General features: G+C 67.0%; 17 protein-coding genes and 1 pseudogene. 6 read left to right on the top strand and 12 right to left on the bottom strand.

Annotated features, from left to right (window positions below):
* Positions 1 to 6 precede the first annotated feature (6 nt).
* The gene (locus tag BLP96_RS12790; protein ID WP_089686771.1) at positions 7 to 438 is read left to right on the top strand and encodes a YqaA family protein; all 432 of its coding nucleotides are present in this window, start codon (positions 7 to 9) and stop codon (positions 436 to 438) included.
* A 22-nt stretch (positions 439 to 460) separates the two neighbouring features.
* On the opposite strand, the gene BLP96_RS12795 is transcribed toward BLP96_RS12790, so the two are convergent.
* The 5 genes from BLP96_RS12795 to BLP96_RS12815 form a co-directional block, all read right to left on the bottom strand.
* Positions 461 to 1,864, bottom strand: a complete 1,404-nt coding sequence (locus tag BLP96_RS12795; RefSeq protein WP_089686878.1) for a TRAP transporter large permease — start codon at positions 1,862 to 1,864, stop codon at positions 461 to 463.
* A gap of 10 nt (positions 1,865 to 1,874) precedes the next feature.
* Positions 1,875 to 2,444, bottom strand: a complete 570-nt coding sequence (locus BLP96_RS12800) for a TRAP transporter small permease subunit (RefSeq protein WP_089686773.1) — start codon at positions 2,442 to 2,444, stop codon at positions 1,875 to 1,877.
* A 64-nt stretch (positions 2,445 to 2,508) separates the two neighbouring features.
* Positions 2,509 to 3,372 carry an endonuclease/exonuclease/phosphatase family protein gene (locus tag BLP96_RS12805; protein WP_089686775.1) on the bottom strand — a complete coding sequence of 288 codons (864 nt, stop codon included), beginning with the start codon at positions 3,370 to 3,372 and terminating at the stop codon, positions 2,509 to 2,511.
* Positions 3,362 to 4,003, bottom strand: a complete 642-nt coding sequence (locus tag BLP96_RS12810) for a thiol:disulfide interchange protein DsbA/DsbL (protein WP_089686777.1) — start codon at positions 4,001 to 4,003, stop codon at positions 3,362 to 3,364. The genes BLP96_RS12805 and BLP96_RS12810 overlap by 11 nt, the downstream gene beginning before the upstream one ends.
* Positions 4,004 to 4,171: 168 nt before the next feature.
* The gene (locus BLP96_RS12815; RefSeq protein ID WP_089686779.1) at positions 4,172 to 4,792 is read right to left on the bottom strand and encodes a c-type cytochrome; all 621 of its coding nucleotides are present in this window, start codon (positions 4,790 to 4,792) and stop codon (positions 4,172 to 4,174) included.
* A 253-nt stretch (positions 4,793 to 5,045) separates the two neighbouring features.
* Here BLP96_RS12815 and yihA point away from each other — a divergent pair, with 253 nt between their 5' ends.
* Complete coding sequence (gene yihA / locus BLP96_RS12820) at positions 5,046 to 5,663, top strand: ribosome biogenesis GTP-binding protein YihA/YsxC (RefSeq protein ID WP_089686880.1); 618 nt, start codon at positions 5,046 to 5,048, stop codon at positions 5,661 to 5,663.
* A 99-nt stretch (positions 5,664 to 5,762) separates the two neighbouring features.
* Here the strand turns inward: yihA and BLP96_RS12825 are convergent, their stop codons facing one another.
* From BLP96_RS12825 to argH, 6 genes and pseudogenes are all read right to left on the bottom strand, one after another.
* Positions 5,763 to 6,677 (bottom strand): tyrosine recombinase XerC, encoded by a 915-nt coding sequence (locus BLP96_RS12825; protein WP_089686781.1) that lies wholly within the window; start codon positions 6,675 to 6,677, stop codon positions 5,763 to 5,765.
* The gene (locus tag BLP96_RS12830) at positions 6,670 to 7,389 is read right to left on the bottom strand and encodes a DUF484 family protein (RefSeq protein ID WP_089686783.1); all 720 of its coding nucleotides are present in this window, start codon (positions 7,387 to 7,389) and stop codon (positions 6,670 to 6,672) included. The genes BLP96_RS12825 and BLP96_RS12830 overlap by 8 nt, the downstream gene beginning before the upstream one ends.
* A 26-nt stretch (positions 7,390 to 7,415) precedes the next feature.
* Positions 7,416 to 8,249: a diaminopimelate epimerase gene (gene dapF, locus BLP96_RS12835; protein ID WP_089686785.1), complete on the bottom strand. Its 834-nt coding sequence runs from the start codon at positions 8,247 to 8,249 to the stop codon at positions 7,416 to 7,418.
* The gene (gene lysA / locus BLP96_RS12840; protein ID WP_089686787.1) at positions 8,249 to 9,532 is read right to left on the bottom strand and encodes a diaminopimelate decarboxylase; all 1,284 of its coding nucleotides are present in this window, start codon (positions 9,530 to 9,532) and stop codon (positions 8,249 to 8,251) included. The genes dapF and lysA overlap by 1 nt, the downstream gene beginning before the upstream one ends.
* A gap of 55 nt (positions 9,533 to 9,587) precedes the next feature.
* A pseudogene (gene lptM, locus BLP96_RS12845) lies at positions 9,588 to 9,698 on the bottom strand (LPS translocon maturation chaperone LptM); the annotation flags it as partial.
* Complete coding sequence (gene argH, locus BLP96_RS12850) at positions 9,695 to 11,113, bottom strand: argininosuccinate lyase (RefSeq protein WP_089686790.1); 1,419 nt, start codon at positions 11,111 to 11,113, stop codon at positions 9,695 to 9,697. The pseudogene lptM and the gene argH, both read right to left, overlap by 4 nt.
* 329 nt (positions 11,114 to 11,442) lie before the next feature.
* On the opposite strand from argH, the gene hemC reads away from it, so the two are divergent.
* The 4 genes from hemC to BLP96_RS12870 are packed head-to-tail and all read left to right on the top strand — an operon-like array spanning position 11,443 to position 15,998.
* On the top strand, positions 11,443 to 12,381 hold the full coding sequence (gene hemC, locus BLP96_RS12855) for a hydroxymethylbilane synthase (RefSeq protein WP_089686791.1): 939 nt from the start codon (positions 11,443 to 11,445) through the stop codon (positions 12,379 to 12,381).
* On the top strand, positions 12,381 to 13,172 hold the full coding sequence (locus BLP96_RS12860) for a uroporphyrinogen-III synthase (RefSeq protein ID WP_089686793.1): 792 nt from the start codon (positions 12,381 to 12,383) through the stop codon (positions 13,170 to 13,172). The genes hemC and BLP96_RS12860 overlap by 1 nt, the downstream gene beginning before the upstream one ends.
* Positions 13,173 to 13,185: 13 nt before the next feature.
* The gene (locus tag BLP96_RS12865; RefSeq protein ID WP_089686795.1) at positions 13,186 to 14,745 is read left to right on the top strand and encodes a uroporphyrinogen-III C-methyltransferase; all 1,560 of its coding nucleotides are present in this window, start codon (positions 13,186 to 13,188) and stop codon (positions 14,743 to 14,745) included.
* A complete protein-coding gene (locus BLP96_RS12870; protein WP_089686797.1) occupies positions 14,742 to 15,998 on the top strand; it encodes a heme biosynthesis HemY N-terminal domain-containing protein in 1,257 nt (418 codons plus the stop codon). The genes BLP96_RS12865 and BLP96_RS12870 overlap by 4 nt, the downstream gene beginning before the upstream one ends.
* An 85-nt stretch (positions 15,999 to 16,083) precedes the next feature.
* Here the strand turns inward: BLP96_RS12870 and BLP96_RS12875 are convergent, their stop codons facing one another.
* Complete coding sequence (locus BLP96_RS12875) at positions 16,084 to 18,402, bottom strand: mechanosensitive ion channel domain-containing protein (protein ID WP_089686799.1); 2,319 nt, start codon at positions 18,400 to 18,402, stop codon at positions 16,084 to 16,086.
* Positions 18,403 to 18,413: the final 11 nt, after the last annotated feature.

Below are 18,413 nucleotides of genomic sequence, written 5' to 3' on the forward strand. Positions count from 1 at the left end.
TCACCCGTGCTGAGTCTATTCGTGGTGTCGCTGGTCAGCGCTACCCTGCTGCCGGGGGGCTCCGAGGTGTGGCTGGCCCGGCTCTGGTGCCGGGGCGAGCACGTGCTCATGCTATGGGCGGTGGCCACGTTCGGCAACACTCTGGGTAGCCTGATCAACGTCACCTTGGGGCGCTATGCCAGACGCTTCCAGGACCGCCGCTGGTTTCCCGCCTCACGCGAGGGGCTGGTGCGCGCCGAGCGCTGGTACCGGCGTTTCGGCGAGTGGAGCCTGCTGGCCTCCTGGGCGCCGATAGTGGGTGACCCACTCACGGTTCTGGCCGGCGTGCTGCGCTTGCCCTGGTGGCGGGCCCTGCTGCTGATCGCCCTGGCCAAGGGGAGCCGCTATGCGGTCGTGCTCCTCCTGGCTCAGGCGTGGCTGGCTCCACTCTGCCAGTAGTTCCTTGTCCGACATCCCTGTCCTACAGAATCGAAGGCAGCCAGGTGGCCAGGCCCGGGAACAGCGCCAGGGCCAGAAGCATGCCGAGCTGCAGCAGGATGAAGGGAATCACGCCCTTGTAGATGGCCGACGTGGGGACGGATTCCGGTGTCACCCCGCGCAAATAGAAGAGAGCGAAGCCGAACGGCGGAGTGAGGAAGGAGGTCTGCAGGTTCACTGCGATCATGATGCCCAGCCAGATGGGGTCGATGTCCATCATCAGCAGTACCGGACCGACGATCGGCACCACCACGAAGGTGATTTCGATGAAGTCGAGGATGAAGCCGAGCAGGAAGATCACCAGCATCACCACCAGAGTGGCGCCCACCACGCCGCCCGGCAATGATTCGAACAGCTCGGTGACCAGCGCCTCGCCGCCGAAGGCGCGAAACACCAGCGAGAAGAGCGCGGCACCGATCAGGATCATGAACACCATGCTGGTCACCTGGGTCGTGGCGTAGACCGATTCGCGCAGCATGGACAGGTCGACGCGACGGTTGGCCAGTGCCAGCAACAGCGCGCCCGTGGCGCCTACCGCCGAGGCTTCCGTGGGCGTGGCCAGGCCACCGAGTATCGAGCCCAGCACAGCGATGATGAGAAGCACTGGCGGTATGAGTCCCTTGAACAGCAGCGGCCATAGGCTGCCGGCATGGCCCAGCTCGGCCATCAGGGCCTCGCGGTCGGCGGCTGGCGCTGCCTGGGGGCGCAGCCAGGCGGTGATCGTCACGTAAAGGATATAAGCGACCACCAGCAGCAGGCCGGGAATCAGCGCTCCGACGAACAGGTCGCCTACCGATACCGTTTTGGGGCTCCAGACGCCCATGGCGAGCTGGGCCTGCTGGTAGGCATTGGACAGCACGTCACCCAGCAGCACCAGGGCGATGGATGGCGGGATGATCTGCCCCAGGGTGCCGGTGGCGCAGATGCTGCCCGTGGCAAGCTGTGGGGAATAGCCGCGCTTGAGCATCGTGGGCAGCGACAGCAGGCCCATGGTGACCACCGTGGCGCCGACGATGCCGGTGGAGGCAGCCAGCAGCATGCCCACCAGCACCACGGCGATGCCCAGACCGCCCCGCAGTGCGCCGAACAGCAGCGTCATGGCGTCGAGCAGCGTCTCGGCAACCCGCGACTTCTCCAGCAGCACCCCCATGAGCACGAACAGCGGCACGGCCAGCAGGGTCTGATTGGTCATGATGCCGTAGAGGCGGTTGGGCATGGCTTCCAGGTAGCGTGCCTCGAAAGGCACCGGCACGCCCAACTGGAGCAGGAAATGGCCGAGGCCGGCGAACAGCAGAGCGGTACCGGCCAGCGTCAGCGCCACCGGATAGCCGAGCATCAGGGCCGCGCAGACGGTAGCAAACAACAGCAGCGGCAGGAATTCGAGCAGCACCTCCACGTCAGATTCCCTCCTGATGATCGGGGGTGTCCGGTCGGGCCGGCGGGGGGTCGTGAGGGGCGCTTCCGCGCAGGATCAGCCACTGACGCACTGCCTGGGCGACGCCCTGCAACAGGAGTAGTGCCACCATGACCAGGATCAGCGTCTTGAGCAGGAAGATGCCGGGAATGCCGCCGTCCGGCGAGCGCTCGAGGATCGCCCAACTGCTCAGTACGTAGTCCAGGCTGCTGACGGCGATGAACAGCGTGACCGGCAGCAGCAGCAGCAGGGTGCCGGCGAGGTCGATGGCGGCCCGGCCTCGGGTCGATAGCTTGCGGTAGAAGATATCCACGCGCACATGGCCGTCGCGGCGCAGCGTCCAGGCCGCGCCCAGCATGAAGACGGCGGCATGCATGTACATGACCGACTCCTGTATCACGATGCTGTGGATGCCGAAGACGTAACGCATGACCACGATGGCGAACTGCAGCAGCATCATGATCAGTACCAGCCAGGCGACAGAGCGCCCCACGGCCTCGGTCAGGTCATCGAGCCGTCGCAGTACAGCCCGTTCACGATTCGTGGAGGGCATGAAGACTCTCTCGTTGGTTGATGCGGATAACGGGAGGGCATCATCGCCGATTCGCTGCGACGAGTCATCCCTGCGTCTCAACGTCGCGTTGCCAAGCCCTGTCGTGGACCAGAGCGGAGAGGGTCTCGTGACACGCCGGCGGCAACTCCACGTCGACGGCGATTGGCAGGTGGTCGGAAAAGAGATGGTCGAGAACGCGCACGTGGCGCGTCGCCAGGGTGTTCGAGATCAGGATGTGGTCGAGGGCCCTGCGCGGCTGCCATGACGGATAGCTGAGCATCGGGCGTACCGGATGAAGCGGCAGGGATGCACAGAAGCGCCGGTGGCCGTGCAGCTGTTCCGGCGTGCAGTTGAGGTCGCCCATGACCACCACATGGCGCAGTGGCTGAATGAGCTCGCTCAGGTAGTCGAGCTGGCGCACGCGACCACGGTGGCTGAGCGCCAGGTGAGCGACGAACAGATGGAGGGCATTGGGTCCCTCGCCGAAGCGCGCATGAATGGCACCCCGGCCGGGCAGGGTGCCGGGTAGGCGGTGCTCTTCCAACTGGGAGGGGCCCAGGCGCGAGAGCAGCCCGTTGCTGTGCTGGGCGATGCGGCCCAGGTTGCGGTTGAGCTGCTGGTAATGATGCGGGAAGCCGGCATGACTGGCCAGGTACTCGACCTGGTTGACGTGGCTGGAGCGGAAACTGCCTCCGTCGACCTCCTGAAGGCCGACCATGTCGAAGCGACTCAGCACCTCGCTGATCATGTCCAGGCGTCGCTGGCGCCGGGGATGGGGCAGGAGGTGCTGCCAGCTGCGCGTCAGATAGTGGTGATAGGCCGACGTCTGGATGCCGACCTGCAGGTTGAAGGTGAGCAGCCTGAGCCGCCCCCCCTCGAGGAGCGGCGAGCGGGCCTCGGCCAAGTGTGACGAGCGCTCAGTCTGCACGTTCCTCACGGACCTTGTCGACCAGGGCAGCAGCGATCTGCGGCATGTTGTCGAGGCTGCCGGCACTGTTCGGCGTGACCAGGTAGCGGCCGTCGATCATGAGTGCCGGGACGCCTCTGAGGCGCATGTCGCGCATCCGGGAATGGGCCTGATTCACTTGGCTCTTGACGCCGAAGGCATCCAGAGCGTCATGCGCTTCCTCTTCGCTCACGCCGTAGTCGCTGAACAGTTCGGCGACCTCGTCCATGTCGGTGAGCGAGCGATTTTCCTCATGGATGGCATGAAAGATGTCGGCGTGGGCCTCTTCGCGGATACCCAGCTCCTCGGCGGCGTAGAAGACCCGGGCATGGGTGTTCCAGTCGCCGCCCATGGTGGCCGGCATGTGCACGACCTCGACGTCATCGTCCAGCGTCGCATACCAGTCGCGGACGTGGCTCTGCAGGTTGTAGCAGTGCGGGCAGCCGTACCAGAAGGCTTCGGTGACTTCGATCTTGTCCTCGGCGACCTGAGTCTCGACCGGCTCTTCGAGCACCTCGTAGTGTTCGCCTTCGACCAGCGATTGAGCCGTGGCCAGGGTGGACAGGGCGAGGGCGGCCAGCGCCATGGCCATTAACGGGATCGTCTTGCGCATGCTGCATGTCTCCTTGGTGGAACGGTCGATGTGCCGAGTGGGCATCGCTTCCTTGGAGCCGGTAACCGCAGCCGGGTTCCCGGCCCACGAAAAGACGAAGGCGGCCGAGCGCCGCCTTCGTGAAACCTCGGCCGGAAGCGGCCCGCCGCGACGCGGTTACGGCATCGCTCAGTGCAGCCCCAGGATGTAGTTGGCCACGGCTTCCATGTCGTCATCGCTCATCTTGGAGGCGATGTCACGCATGATGGCGTTGGGATCGTTGGCGCGCTCGCCGGCGGCGAAGTCCTGCAGCGTGCTCACGGTGTATTCGGCGAACTGACCGGAGACGGCCGGATAGCCGGCGGTGCCGATGCCCTCGCCAGTGGGGGTGTGGCAGGCGGCGCAAGCCGGAATGCCCTTGGCCATGTCGCCGGCGCGGTAGAGCTCCTCGCCACGGGCCAGCAGCGCCTCGTCGTCCTTGGCCTGGCCGACGTTGGGGTCCTGCTCGGCGAAGTAGGCGGCCACGTCCCAAGCGTCCTGGTCGGAGAAGTCGTCGACCTGGCCGGCCATTTCGGCCACTTCGCGGTTACCGTCGCGAATGTCCATGATCTGCTTGGCCGTGTAGGACATCTTCTGGCCGGCGAGGTGCGGGAAAGAGGGGGCGGAGCTGATGCCTTCCTGCCCATGGCAGGCGGCGCAGGGCTGCGCCTTCTCCTCGCCGGCAGCGGGGTCTGCGTCCGCTGCCATATCCGCGTGGGCGGCGCCGACGGCGCCCATGGTGAATGCCAGGCTTGCCAGTAACTTTCTCATTGCTGATCCACTATGCCGTTGTGTTTGATTACCGGTACGCATCCTGGGTGCCGCCCAGATCCCGCTGGTGCCAGGCCGGGCTCGCCCTGTCGCGCTACAGCGACTCTCCCCGCGGTCGCTGCCGACGAGAGCACGGTGGTACACTAGCGCGCCCAGGTCGCAGACAAAAGACACTGCATTATAACGAATCCCCCGCCTATCGGGAATGCAGGCCGCTCCCCCGGGCGATGACCCTTTGCCGCACAGTGATGCCATGCCTCGACTCAACTACCACACCGCCCGTTTTCTCACCAGTTCGCCGACGCTCGAGCAGTGTCCGCCCGACGCCGGTGCCGAGGTGGCTTTCGCGGGCCGTTCCAACGCCGGCAAGTCCAGCGCCATCAATGCACTGACGCAGCAGAAGGCATTGGCTCGGACGTCGCGGACGCCGGGGCGAACGCAGCTGATCAACTTCTTCACCGTGGCCGGCGATGCCGACCGTCGGCTGGTGGATCTGCCGGGCTACGGCTATGCCAAGGTACCCGAGAAGGTCAAGCTGGAGTGGCAGCGCCACCTTTCCGACTATCTGCGCGCGCGCCGTTCGCTCAGGGGCGTGGTGCTGATGATGGATGTGCGTCACCCGCTCACGGAGTTCGACCAGATGATGCTGGGCTGGGCCGATGAGCAGGACATGCCGGTACGCATCCTGCTGACCAAGGCCGACAAGCTGAAACCGGGGGCGGCCCGGGGGGCGCTTCAGCAGGTTCGCCACCGTTTGCAGGAGTGGGAGGATCTGGTGAGCGTTCAGCTGTTCTCGGCACTCAAGCGTCAAGGCGTGGACGAGGCGGCGGCGCAACTGGATGCATGGCTGCTCGACGACCCCGCCGGGTGAGCAGTGCCCCGCCAGCGAACGGCCGTCACGACCCGACGACGCAAGCCGTACCCAGTCGGTAGCGATTTTCCGTGATGCCCCTCGGCAACCGGCGTCCGTTCATTCGGGGCTTGGGTCGTGGCGGCGGCGGTGGGCGCGTGGATGGGCGGCATCGTAGCTCTCCGCCAGGTGCTGCCAGTCCAGCCGCGTGTAGACCTGGGTGGTAGCGAGGTTGGCATGGCCGAGCAGCTCCTGCACGGCCCGCAGATCCTGGCTCGACTCCAGCAGGTGGCTGGCGAAGGAGTGGCGCAGACGGTGCGGATGCAGGTGCTCGGGCAGGCCGCGGCGGCGTGCCAATTCGCTGAGGCGCTTCTGGATGGCGCGATGCCCGAGTCGTCCGCCTCGGGCGCCGACGAACAGCGCCGGCTCGCCGTCGCCGGCCAGCTGGCCGCGCACCGCCAGCCAGGCGGTCAGCGCCTGGCTGGCGCGCCTGCCCACCGGTACCTGACGCGGTTTACCGCCCTTGCCGGTGACGCGTACGCGCTGCGCCTGCAGGTCGCCGAGGTCGAGGCCGGCCAGTTCGGCCAGACGCAGGCCGCTGGAGTAGAAGAGTTCCACCATGGCTTGATCGCGCCTGGCCAGCGGCGTGTCGTCATGGGGCGTGTCGAGAAACCTCGCCAGTTGGTCGGCGTCCAGCGGTTTGGGCAGGTGGGACGGCTGGCGCGGCGCAGGGGCGAGGCTCACCGGATTGTGGGTCAGTACGCCCCGGGCCACCAGGTGAGCGGCGAATCGCGAGATCGCGGCGCGGCGCCTTGCCAGGCTGCGTGGCGCCAGGCCGCGGGCGCGTTCGGCTCCCAGGAAGCGCCTTATCCGTGCTGCATCCAGCTCGCCGGCATCGTGGACTCCCTGCGCTTCCAGAAAGCCGGCGAGCGCCTCGAGATCATGACGATAGGCGCTCACCGTTGCGGGGCTGGCGGTAGCCGCCAGTTCGGCGAGGCAGGCGGCCACCTGGGCGCGCAGGGTGCTGTCAGCCATTCAGCGTCGGACCTGGCAGCATCAGCAAGCGCGACAGGACGTCGCTCAGGTATTCGGTGAACAGCGTGTCCATGCTGGCGCGGAAGTGGTCGGGATCGGGGCTGGCCAGTATCAGGTAGCCCAGCGGCTCGCCGAGAGCGAGGCGTGCCAGGGCACAGGAGCCGGCCTGGCGAGGGGCATCGGTGTGGGGCAGCAACTGGGCCCAGTCGGTGGGAGTGAGGCGGGTGCAGCGGCTGGTGCGTCCGTCGAGCAAGGCCGCCAGGCGGGCACGGGCGTGATCGTCGAGCACTTGCCGCGGCGGCTGTGGTGGCTGCGGTTCGCGGTCGGTGAGCGAAGGCTCGCACCACAGCGCCACCGTGGGGATCTGGAAGCGTTCGGCCATCTGGGTGGCCAGCGCCTGTCCCAGGGCGTCGTTGTCCTCGGCCTCGAGCAGACCCAGCACCAGCTCGCGGGTACGGCGATACTGCGCCTCGTTGTGGCGGGCCGATTCCAGCAACTGATCGAGGCGCCATTCGGCCTGTTCGGCACGCTGGCGCAGGTCGTGCACCAGACGCTCGAGTAGCGACGTGGCGCCGCGCGCTTCGGGATGCGGCACCTTGAGCTGCTGCAGCAGGCCCTCGCGCCCCACGAAGAACTCCGGGTGGCGGGCCAACCATTCGGCAACCCGGTCGGGGTCCAGAGTCTTGCGCGGTTCGGGTGCGGATCGGGGCATGGCGGTCTCCTTGGCTGAGGGGCGCGCTAGTGGAGGACGATACGCCCGTCGAAGACGCGTTCGGCCGGGCCGGTCATGGTCAGCGGCGTGTCATCGCCGGACCAGGCGATGCGCAGGTCGCCGCCGCGCAAGTGCACGGTGACCGGGCTTTCCAGTACCCCCTGGCGAATGCCGCAGGCCACTGCGGCGCAGGCACCGGTGCCGCAGGCCAGCGTCTCGCCGCTGCCGCGCTCGAAAACGCGCAGGCGTATCTCATGTGCCGAGACGATCTGCATGAAACCGACGTTGACGCGTCGGGGGAAGCGCGGGTGGGCTTCGATGATCGGCCCGAGGCGCTCGACGGGCGCGCAATCGACATCGTCGACCCGCAGCACCGCATGGGGATTGCCCATCGACACGACGCCGATCTCGACGCGTTCGCCATCGACTTCCAGGGCATGCAACGGACGTTCGCCATCGGCCTGGAAAGGTAGCGACTCGGGCGCGAAACGCGGCGTGCCCATGTCCACCGTGACCTGATCGTCGTCTTCGATGCGTAGCGTCAGCGGCCCGCCCGCCGTCTCGACGCGGATTTCGCGCTTGTGGGTGAGGCGCTGGTCGCGCACGAAGCGGGCGAAGCAGCGCGCGCCGTTGCCACAGTTCTCCACCTCGCTGCCGTCGGCGTTGAAGATGCGGTAGCGGAAGTCCATGTCCGGGTCGCGGGGTGGCTCGACGACGAGCAGCTGATCGAAGCCCACGCCGAAGCGGCGGTCGGCGAGGCGCCGGATCTGCTCGTCGCGTAGCCGGGCTCGCTGGGTGACCAGGTCGATCACCATGAAGTCGTTGCCGAGGCCATGCATCTTGGTGAAATGCAGCAGCATCAGCGTTCCCCCTCGGCGTCGTCGTCCAGCAGCCGCGACTCTCCGGCCCATAGGTCGGACAGGGTTTCGCGCTGGCGGACGATCTGGTAACGGCCGGCGTCCACCATCACCTCGGCAGGACGCGGGCGGCTGTTGTAGTTGGAGGCCATCACGAAGCCGTAGGCGCCGGCCGAGCGCACCGCGAGCAGGTCGCCCTCGGCGATGGCCAGCGGCCGGTCCTTGCCGAGGAAGTCGCCGGTCTCGCACACCGGGCCCACCACGTCGTAGATGGCGCTCTCGCGCACGGGCCGCGTATCCGCCGGGAGGATCGCCTGCCATGCCTGGTAGAGCGAGGGACGGATGAGGTCGTTCATGCCGGCATCGACGATGGCGAAATTCTTGCTCTCACCCGGCTTGAGGTACTCCACTCGAGTGAGCAGTACCCCGGCGTTGGCAGCGATCGAGCGGCCCGGCTCGAATAGCAAGGTGAGCCGCTCGCCGCCTTCCCAGCGCGCCAGGCGCTCGAGCAGCGAGGCGGCGTAGTCGAAGGGTTGCGGTGGGCGCTCGTCGCGGTAGGGCACGCCGAGCCCGCCCCCCAGGTCGAGGTGCTCGACTTCGATGCCCCGCTCGCGCAGGCGTTCCAGCAGCAGCAGCAGGCGATCCAGGGCGTCGAGGAAAGGGGCGAGCTCGGTGAGCTGCGAGCCGATATGACAGTCCAGCCCCACCACCTTCACTCCGGGCAGGGTGGCGGCGAGCTCGTAGACCGCCAGCGCCTCGTCCACCGGGATGCCGAACTTGTTCTCCTTGAGCCCGGTGGAGATGTAGGGGTGGGTGCCGGCGTCGACGTCGGGATTGACGCGCAGCGATACCGGCGCCACGGTGCCGAGCCGTTCGGCGACCCGGCTCAGTCGCTCGAGTTCGGGTCGCGATTCGACGTTGAAGCACTTGATGCCCACGTCGAGCGCGCGGGCCATCTCCGCCTCCTGCTTGGCCACGCCGGAGAAGACCACCTTGGCCGGGTCGCCGCCGGCGGCCAGCACGCGCTCCAATTCGCCCACCGAGACGATGTCGAAGCCGGCGCCGAGGCGCGCCAGCAGGTCGAGCACCGCCAGATTGGAGTTGGCCTTGACCGCATAGCAGATCAGGTGCGGGTGGCCGCCCAGTGCCTCGGCATAGGCGCGGAAGTGGCGAGTGAGCGTGGCGCGTGAGTAGACGTAGCAGGGCGTACCAACCTCGTCGGCGATGCGGGTCAGGGGAACCTGCTCGGCGTAGAGCACGCCGTCGCGGTAGTCGAAATGGTCCATGTCAGTCGCTGTCCTCGTCGGCTGGCGCATCGTCTGCGGGAGCGCTGCGGTCGTAGCGCTCGGCGGCGGCCTCGTCGTCGGGCAGATAGAGCGGACCTTTCTGCCCGCAGCCGGCCACGAGCAGTGCCGCCAGCAGGACGACGCCCAGTGCCAGGCGCGCCGTCATGCCGGGCGCTCCAGACTGGTCAGGGCGTCGCGGGCCCGCTGGGCGGCGGCGCGGACCTGATCGGGGGCGGTGCCGCCGATGTGGTTGCGGGCGGCCACCGAGCCCTCCAGGGTCAGCACCGCGAAGACGTCGTCGGCGATGGCGTCGGAGAACTGCTGCAGCTCTTCCAGGGTCATTTCCGACAGGTCTTTGCCGGTTTTCAGACCGTAGGCCACCGACTGGCCGACGATCTCGTGGGCGTCGCGGAAGGCCACGCCACGGCAAACCAGGTAGTCGGCCAGATCGGTGGCGGTGGAGAAGCCGCGGCGCGCCGCATCGAACATGCTCGCCTTCTTGGGTTCGATGGCCGGCACCATATCGGCGAACGCCTTGAGGCAGTCGCGCACCGTGTCGACGCTGTCGAACAGCGGCTCCTTGTCCTCCTGATTGTCCTTGTTGTAGGCCAGCGGCTGCGACTTCATCAGCGTCAGCAGGCCCATCAGGTGGCCGTAGACGCGCCCGGTCTTGCCGCGTACCAGCTCGGGCACGTCGGGGTTCTTCTTCTGCGGCATGATCGAGGATCCGGTGCAGAAGCGGTCGGGCAGGTCGATGAAGTCGAACTGGGCGCTGGTCCACAGCACCAGTTCTTCGCTCATGCGCGACAGGTGCATCAGCAGGATGCTGGCGAAGCTGGTGAACTCGATGGCGAAATCGCGATCGCTCACCGCGTCGAGTGAGTTCTCTGCGGGACGCTCGAAGCCGAGCAGTTCGGCGGTGACGTGGCGGTCGATGGGGTAGGTGGTGCCGGCGAGAGCGGCGGCGCCCAGCGGCAGCACGTTGACCCGACGGCGGCAGTCGAGCAGCCGCTCGTGGTCGCGGGCCAGCATCTCTTGCCACGCCAGCAGGTGGTGACCGAAGGTCACCGGCTGAGCGGTCTGCAGGTGGGTGAAGCCGGGCATGATGGTGTCGGCCTGCCGCTCGGCCAGTTCGATCAGCCCCTGGCGCAGGCGCGTGAGTTCGGCTTCGACGGTGTCGATGGCATCGCGCAGGTAGAGGCGGATGTCGGTGGCCACCTGGTCGTTGCGCGAGCGGCCGGTATGCAGCTTCTTGCCGGTGATGCCGATCTTCTCGGTGAGACGCGCTTCGATGTTCATGTGCACGTCCTCGAGCGGCACCGACCACTGAAACGTGCCCGCCTCGATTTCGCTGCGGATCTCGTCGAGGCCGACCACGATGGCGTCGCGCTCGTCGTCGGTCAGCACGCCTACCCGCGCCAGCATGGTGGCGTGGGCGACGGAGCCCCGGATGTCCTGCAGGGCGAGGCGCTGGTCGAAACCGACCGAAGCGGTGAAGCGTGCGACGAAGGCGTCGGTGGGTTCGCTGAAACGACCGCCCCAGGACTGATTGGTGCTGGAGCTTGAGGAATTAGGGCTCATCGGCGTGAACATCCTGCAGGGTACTTGGCAACGGTACTTGTGACGATACTCGGGGAAGGCGCGGGGCGGCTTCCGATCATGGTCTCGCAGTGTACCAGAGTCGGTGCGGCTGGCGAGGGGCGGGCGGCTGTCGGGTGAGCCGACCCTCGGCTCGTCCTCGGGGTCCCTCGCATGGGCTGAACAGTGCCTTGCGTCAAGGTGTGCGAGTTTTTCCTGCTCCCCCGGGTGCTTTATGATGTTGGCAATGATTCGAGATGCCCGCGGTCGCGACCGTCTGCGGCAGTTACCGCTCAGTCGGGCCCGCCGGGCCCCAGCATGGGGAGAACCACGTGCGATCCATCGATACGCTGCGTATTGCCACGCGCAAGAGTCAACTGGCCATGTGGCAGGCCGAACACGTTCGTGATCGGCTCATGGCCGAGCACCCCGGCCTGGAAGTGGAGCTGGTCGCACTGTCCACCCGCGGCGACAAGATCCTCGATACGCCGTTGGCCAAGGTGGGCGGCAAGGGACTGTTCGTCAAGGAGTTGGAAGAGGCGATCCTCGACGGGCGTGCCGACATCGCCGTGCACTCCATGAAGGACGTGCCCATGCACTTCCCCGAGGGGCTGGGCCTGTCGGTGATCCTGGCCGGCGCCGAACCCACCGATGCCTTCGTCTCCAATGACTACCGCTCGCTGGACGAACTGCCCGAAGGGGCCCGCATGGGCACCTCCAGCCTGCGGCGTGCCCTGCAAATGCGCGAAGCACGGCCCGATCTCGAGATTGCCAACCTGCGCGGCAACGTCCAGACCCGTCTGGGCAAGCTCGATGCCGGCGAGTTCGACGCCATCCTGCTGGCCACCTCGGGGCTCAAGCGGCTGGGTCTGGAAGATCGCATCGCCATGGAGCTGCCGCCCGAGGTGTGCCTGCCGGCCTGTGGCCAGGGGGCCCTGGGTATCGAGTGTCGCATCCACGATCCTGAGCTGATCGGCCTGCTGGCCCCCCTGGATGATCCGGATACCGCCACTCGCGTGCGTGCCGAGCGGGCCATGAACACCCGTCTCGAGGGAGGGTGCCAGGTACCCATCGGCGGCTATGCGACCTTCGAGAACGACGGCCAGACCCTGTGGCTGCGCGCCCTGGTCGGCAACCCCGAAGGCACCGAGGTGCTGCGCGCCGAGGGACGCGGCTCGATCCACGAACCGGAAGCCCTGGGCATTCGCGTGGCCGAGGATCTGCTCGACCAGGGGGCTGGGGAGATTCTTGCCGAGGTCTACGGCGGCTGATGGCCGCCTCCCGGCCGGTACTCATCTGCCGTCCGGGCGAGCGGGCCCGGGCGCTGGCCGCCGCCATCCAGGCGGCGGGCTTCTGCGTGGCTCATGTCGAGGCCATGGTGCTGGAGCCGTTGCCCGAGAGCCCGGCGATGCGCAGCGCCTGGCTCGATTTCGATCACTTTCAGCGGGTGGTGGTGGTCAGCCCCTTCGCTGCCGAGTGCCTCGCCGAGGCGCTCGATCGCTACTGGCCGCAGCTGCCGCTGGGCACTGCCTGGTACGCCGTGGGCCGAGCCACGGCTGCTACGCTCAATGAACGCCTTGGGGTACGCGTCCACGTGCCACCGGCCGATGCCGCAGAAGACACCAGTGAGGCGCTGTTGCGCCTGGGGTCGCTGCGCGCTCTCGATGGGCAGCGGGTACTGCTGGTTGCCGGCGAGGGGGGGCGCACGCTGCTCGCCGATGCGCTGTCGGGGCGTGGGGCACGCGTCACACGCCTGGCGCTCTACCGGCGTTGCCTCGTGCCGCCGCCACCGCTCGAGGCGAAGCGCCTGGAGAGCGGCGACTTTCGTGCGCTGGTGATCAGCAGCGGAGAATTGCTGCAGCATCTGGCAAGATGGTGCACCGAGTCGACCTTGAACCAACCGCTAATCGTGTCCAGTCGTCGTTTGGCTACACTGGCCGTCAACCTGGGGTTTCGCGCCCCCGTGGTGGCGTCGGGTGCCACGCCGGCCGCACTGGCCGACGCGGTGGCCGGGGCCTGTCACCCCGGAAATGCCGATGTCGATCACGAAGATCTCGAATAAGGGCTAGCGACTGATGAGCAAACAGACCAACGAGCAGGACGAACGCAAGTCGCCATCCGGCGAGGCTCAGGGCAGCGAGCGCCGTGAAGCTACCGGTCAGAGCGGTAGTGCCGACGACAAGCGTACCGCACCGAGTGACAAATCGTCGCGGGAGGGGAGTGCGGCCGGCAAGACTTCCAAGGCGCCTCCCGGCCGTTCGGGAACGAGTCGTGATACGCCTGCCGCGAACCCGTCGGCGGACAAGGCATCGACAGGCAAGCAGAACAAGCCGACGGCGGCGGCCCGCGACGGCAAGGACACGTCGACCGCGAGCAAGACGGAGGGCCGGGGCGACGAGCCGCAGGCTGGCAAGGCAAGCGCTCAGGCCGACACGTCGCAAGCGAGCCAGGCGGGCGCCAAGGCCGGCAAGTCGCAACCCAGCAAGTCGGGCAGCAAGACCGACAAGGCCGAGCCGTCCCGGTCGGGCGGTGGCTCGGGCGGCGGCAAGGCCAACGCTGCTCCCGCCGCTGGCGGGGGCAACGGCGGCCAGAGCAAGGGCAGCAAGAGCGGCGCCCTGGCACTGGTGCTGGTGGTGGTGCTGGCCCTGGCAGCGGGGTTCTTCGCCCAGCGCATATGGCAACGCATCGACGGGCAGCAGCAGCGCCTGGCCGAGCTCGAATCGCGTGCCGACAGCGCCGCCACCCAGGACGCCCTGGCCGAACTCGAAACCCGGCTGGAGGAGGGCGAGAGCGAGCGCAACGCCGAATTGAACGCCGCTCTCGACGAGCTGAGAGAGCGGTTCAGCGATTACCGTAGCGAGATCGATGGCACTCTGGACCAGGTTCTCGACGAGCTTTCCAGCGAGCAGGAGCCCGATGCTCGCGAGTGGCTGCACGCCGAAGCCGCTTACCTGCTGCGCCTGGCCAACCAGCGGCTGCAGCTCGAGCGCGACGTCGAGGGCGCCATCGCCCTGCTGGAGACCGCCGACGAACGCCTGAGCGAGGCCGACAACCCCGCGCTGCTCTCCGTCCGCCGTTCCATCGCCTCGGAGATCGCCATCCTCGAGGGCGTGCCTCAGGTCGATCGTAGCGGACTCTACCTGGCTCTCAACGCCCAGCAGGAGCGTCTCGCTCAGTTGCCGCTCTCCCGCGAGCTGGAAGAGATCCCGGCGCGTTCGGGCATCGAGGAAGCGCCCGACGGTGGCTGGCAGCAGCAGCTGTCGCGCTTCGGCGAGGAGCTCAAGGATCTGGTGGTGGTTCGCCACCACGACCAGGCGCTGGAGAGCCTGATCAGCCCCGAGCAGGAGTCCTATCTGCGCCAGAGCGTACGTCTGGTGCTCGAACAGGCCCAGCTGGCACTGCTCAAGGAAGAGCAGGATCTCTTCGAGGCGAGTCTCGACAAGGCACTGACGCTGATCGACGGTTACTACGCCACCGACCGTGAGGAAGTCCAGGCCGTCGTCGAGCGCCTCGAATCGCTCAAGGGCGAGACGATTCGCCCCGAATTGCCCGACATCAGCGGCTCCCACGAGGCGCTCGAGACCTTCATCGAACGCCGCTTCGGCTCGCGCGACGAGCAGGGAGATGACGCATGAGAAAGCTGATCCTGATCGTCGTCGTCGGCCTGGCACTGGGAGCGCTGTTCGGGCAGCTGATGGTTTCCGTGCCGGGCTATTGGCTGATCCGGGTGGGCGAGACATCCGTGCAGACCTCGTTCTGGTTCGGCCTGGTGCTGCTGCTGGCCGCCTTCCTGGTGCTGCACTTCGCCCTGCGCATTCTGGCTCGGCTGTCGCGCCCGGTCAGCCGCTTCAAGGTATGGAACAGCCGGACCCGTCACCGCAATGCGATGCGGCGCACCGTGCGCGGCCTGGTCGCCCTGGCCGAGGGGCGCTGGAAGCGTGCCGAGAAGTCGCTGGTCAAGGCGGCGGACGATTCCAGTACGCCGCTGGTCAACTACCTCTCCGCAGCGCTCGCTGCCCACTATCAGGGGCGCTTCGAGCAGGCCGACACCCTGCTCAAACGCGCCCATCTGAGCACCCAGGGCGCCGATACCGCGGTGGGGCTGATGCAGGCGCAACTGATGCTCGATCGCCAGCAGTACGAGGAAGCGCTGGCCATTCTGACTCGGCTCGACCGGCAACTGCCCAATCACCCGCAGGTGCTCAAGCAGCTCAAGCAGGCCTATCTGAGCGTCAACGACTGGGAAGGACTGCGTCGTCTCATGCCGCGGCTGGCCGCTCGGCAACTGGTCTCTGCCGAAGAGCGCAACCAGCTCGAGCTGCGTGCCTATCGCGAGCTGCTGATTCAGGAGGCGCGCGATCCCAGTCACGTGGAGCGGGTGCGCAACCTGTGGGCCGACATGCCGGACAGCCTGCGCGGTAACGTCGAGCTGATCGCGCTCTACACCGAGGCCCTGGTGCGCGGCAAGGAAGAGGGAATCGCCGAGCGCCTGCTGCGTCACTCCCTCAAGGAGCACTGGGACAGTCGTCTGGTGCTGCGCTATGGCCTGCTCAACGTCGATCCTGCCCGCCAGTTGGTTCATGCCGAGAAGTGGTTGCAGGAGCGTCCCAACGATCCCGATCTGCTGCTGACGCTGGGCCGGCTGTCGCTACGCAATGCCTATTGGGGCAAGGCGCAGGAGTACTTCGAAGCCAGCCAGCGCCAGCGTCCCAGCGGTGTGGTCTGCGCCGAGCTGGCGCGCCTTTATGCCAACCTCGGCGAACACAACAAGAGCCAGCTCTACTATCGCCAGAGCGTGGAGCTGCTCGACAAGTCGTTGCCGTCGCTTCCGCAGCCGGCAGAGAATGCTGCCCACAACGGCAGGGAAAAAGGCCGCAAGGCCGGCTGAGCGGGCTGGAGCATCGCAAGGCTCACGCAAAACGGGGCTGCCGAATGGCAGCCCCGTTTTGCGTGGTGACCCGCGCCTGTGGCGATCAGGTCTGGTCGACGTCGTCTTCGCTCGGCTTTTCGTGGTCCGAGTGGGCGCTCTCCTGGATCCCGTGCTGCGGGTCGTCCACGCGCGCCGGAGCGCTGGCGTTCGCCGCCCCCGAGTGCGACTCCAGCACCCGCACGTTGGCCGCGGGGGCCTGGCCCCGCTTGTCCTCGCCGAAGTAGAGGGTGGTGTGCGGGAAGGGAATCTCGATGCCCGCCTCGTCGAAACGCAGCTTGACCAGACGGTTGTAGGCACGCCCCACGGCCCACTGGTCACCGGGGGTGGTCTTGATGACCACCCGAATGTTGACCGAGCTGTCGGCCAGGGCGATGACGCCAGCCACGTTGAGCGGTTCCAGCAGCTTGTGGCCGTGCTCGTCGCTGGCCTTGAGGTCCTCGAAGGCGATCTTGAGCTGCTCGATGGCTTCGTCGATGCTCTCGCGGTAGGCGATGCCATACTCGCCGACGTGGTTGCCGAACTCACGCATGTAGTTGGATACGGTGTCCACGCTGGAGAAAGGCACCAGGTGGTAGGTACCCGAGAGATCGCGGATGCCCACCGAGCGGATGCTCAGCTTCTCGGCGGTACCGGTGATGCCGCCCACCGTGACCACGTCGCCGGTGTTCATGGCGTTTTCCACCTGAATGAAGATGCCGGTGATGATGTCCTGTACCAGCTTCTGGGCGCCGAAGCCGATGGCCAGCCCGAGCACCCCGGCACCGGCGATCAGCGGGCCGATGTTGATGCCGATTTCGGCCAGCACGATCATCGCCGTCATGGTGATCAGGGCGATCGCCAGGGCGTTGCGGAATAGGGTGAGCAGCGTCTGGGCGCGGGCCGAGGGTACGCCCCCACCGGTCTCTGGGTTGAGCTTGTGCTCGATCAGGCTGGCCAGCGCCAGCCACGCCATGACGGCGATGACCAGGATCATCGCCACGCTGATCAGCTTGGCGACCAGGCCGCGGCCGGCCTCCGAGGCGTACCAGGCCGCCAGGTCGAAGACGTTCCAGGCATTGAGCACCACCATCACCACCAGCACCACGATGACGGTGCGAATCACCCTCAGCGCGTTGGGTACGTAGCTGTTGAGGCGCGCTTCGAGAAGAGGCAGCTTGCGGCGTAGATCGTCGGTCAGGCGGATCCGGCGACCGATGGTCTGGGTCAGGAAGTTCGAGGCCAGCAGACCCACCACCACGGCGGCGATGGTCTTCAGCGTGGCGAAAAGCACGAAGGGCAGGGCATCGACGGGGCGGGTCAGGGTCACCGTCAGCACCATGACGAAATAGGCCAGGGCGAAGAGATGCCAGATGCGTGCGAACAGCTGCAGGCTGACCCGGCTGGCCGCCATGGTGGCCTTGTCGGCCTTGGCGTCGATAGCGTTGCGCAGACGACCTCGGTTCTTGAGCACCACGACCACGGCGTACAGGAAGGCGCCGATCATGATCAGCGTGCCCAGCCCCTGGCCCACCGCGGGCGCCACGTAGGCATTGACCAGCGGTACCACCACCATCAGCCCATAGCCCACCAGGCCGATGAGCCGGGCGATCCAGCGATTCCAGTAAGAAGCTTCGCCAGCGCCGATGGGGAGCAGGCGCAGGCCGTCGTAGCGCGAAGCGAACAACATGCGCACGCCGACCTTGAGCAACTCGATCACCAGGAAGGCATTGAGGAACAACGAGGCGCGGGTTGAGAGTTCGCCGGTCTCGCCGATGGCGAAGGTGGCGATGAGATTGCCGCCCAGGTAGGCCAGTGCGACCACCAGCACGTCCACCACCGCGGCCAGGGCGACGCAGATCACCAGGCGCAGAATCGGCGTCAGGCCGCTGCCGTTGAGCGACCACTGGCTGATTCCCGTGAACAGTGGTTTGGCCATGTGTCGGAAGGCAACGAACAGGGCCACGGTGGCGAGTATCACCAGGCCGAGGTTGATGGCGGCGCTGGTGAAGGCGGCCATGTCGAACGTGCTGTCCAAGTCGCTCGAGAACATGCCGCCGATGGCTGAGGCGATGGCCTCGAACTGGTTGCCGATGTCGCTGCCCACGCGGCTGGTGAGTTCGGCCAACTGGCGGGGAATCGAAGGCTCCGCGGTAGCCTCTTCGGCGGCAGCCGAGTCGGATGTCTCGCCAGCCATGCCACGCAGCTGTTCGATCAGTTGCTGTCGGGTTTCCTCGTTTTCCAGCAGATCGGCCAGGGTGTCGTAGGCGGGCGGCTGGCTGCCGCTCGTATCTGCCGATTCCTGGGCCTGGACGGGGGCGGCGAAAGCCATCAGGGCAATCAGCAGCCAGCCGAGCATCAGGGGTAGGGCTCGCAAGGGATTCACGCTGTGACCTC

The organism is Billgrantia gudaonensis (assembly GCF_900100195.1).
GTDB lineage: Bacteria > Pseudomonadota > Gammaproteobacteria > Pseudomonadales > Halomonadaceae > Halomonas > Halomonas gudaonensis.

Excerpts from the sequence above, each read along its gene's own strand:
- BLP96_RS12800 (WP_089686773.1), bottom strand. The coding sequence starts at position 2,444 with ATGCCCTCCACGAATCGTGAACGGGCTGTACTGCGACGGCTCGATGAC.
- BLP96_RS12810 (WP_089686777.1), bottom strand. The coding sequence starts at position 4,003 with ATGCGCAAGACGATCCCGTTAATGGCCATGGCGCTGGCCGCCCTCGCC.
- BLP96_RS12815 (WP_089686779.1), bottom strand. The coding sequence starts at position 4,792 with ATGAGAAAGTTACTGGCAAGCCTGGCATTCACCATGGGCGCCGTCGGC.
- yihA (WP_089686880.1), top strand. The coding sequence starts at position 5,046 with ATGCCTCGACTCAACTACCACACCGCCCGTTTTCTCACCAGTTCGCCG.
- BLP96_RS12825 (WP_089686781.1), bottom strand. The coding sequence starts at position 6,677 with ATGGCTGACAGCACCCTGCGCGCCCAGGTGGCCGCCTGCCTCGCCGAA.
- BLP96_RS12830 (WP_089686783.1), bottom strand. The coding sequence starts at position 7,389 with ATGCCCCGATCCGCACCCGAACCGCGCAAGACTCTGGACCCCGACCGG.
- dapF (WP_089686785.1), bottom strand. The coding sequence starts at position 8,249 with ATGCTGCTGCATTTCACCAAGATGCATGGCCTCGGCAACGACTTCATG.
- lysA (WP_089686787.1), bottom strand. The coding sequence starts at position 9,532 with ATGGACCATTTCGACTACCGCGACGGCGTGCTCTACGCCGAGCAGGTT.
- argH (WP_089686790.1), bottom strand. The coding sequence starts at position 11,113 with ATGAGCCCTAATTCCTCAAGCTCCAGCACCAATCAGTCCTGGGGCGGT.
- BLP96_RS12860 (WP_089686793.1), top strand. The coding sequence starts at position 12,381 with ATGGCCGCCTCCCGGCCGGTACTCATCTGCCGTCCGGGCGAGCGGGCC.
- BLP96_RS12865 (WP_089686795.1), top strand. The coding sequence starts at position 13,186 with ATGAGCAAACAGACCAACGAGCAGGACGAACGCAAGTCGCCATCCGGC.
- BLP96_RS12870 (WP_089686797.1), top strand. The coding sequence starts at position 14,742 with ATGAGAAAGCTGATCCTGATCGTCGTCGTCGGCCTGGCACTGGGAGCG.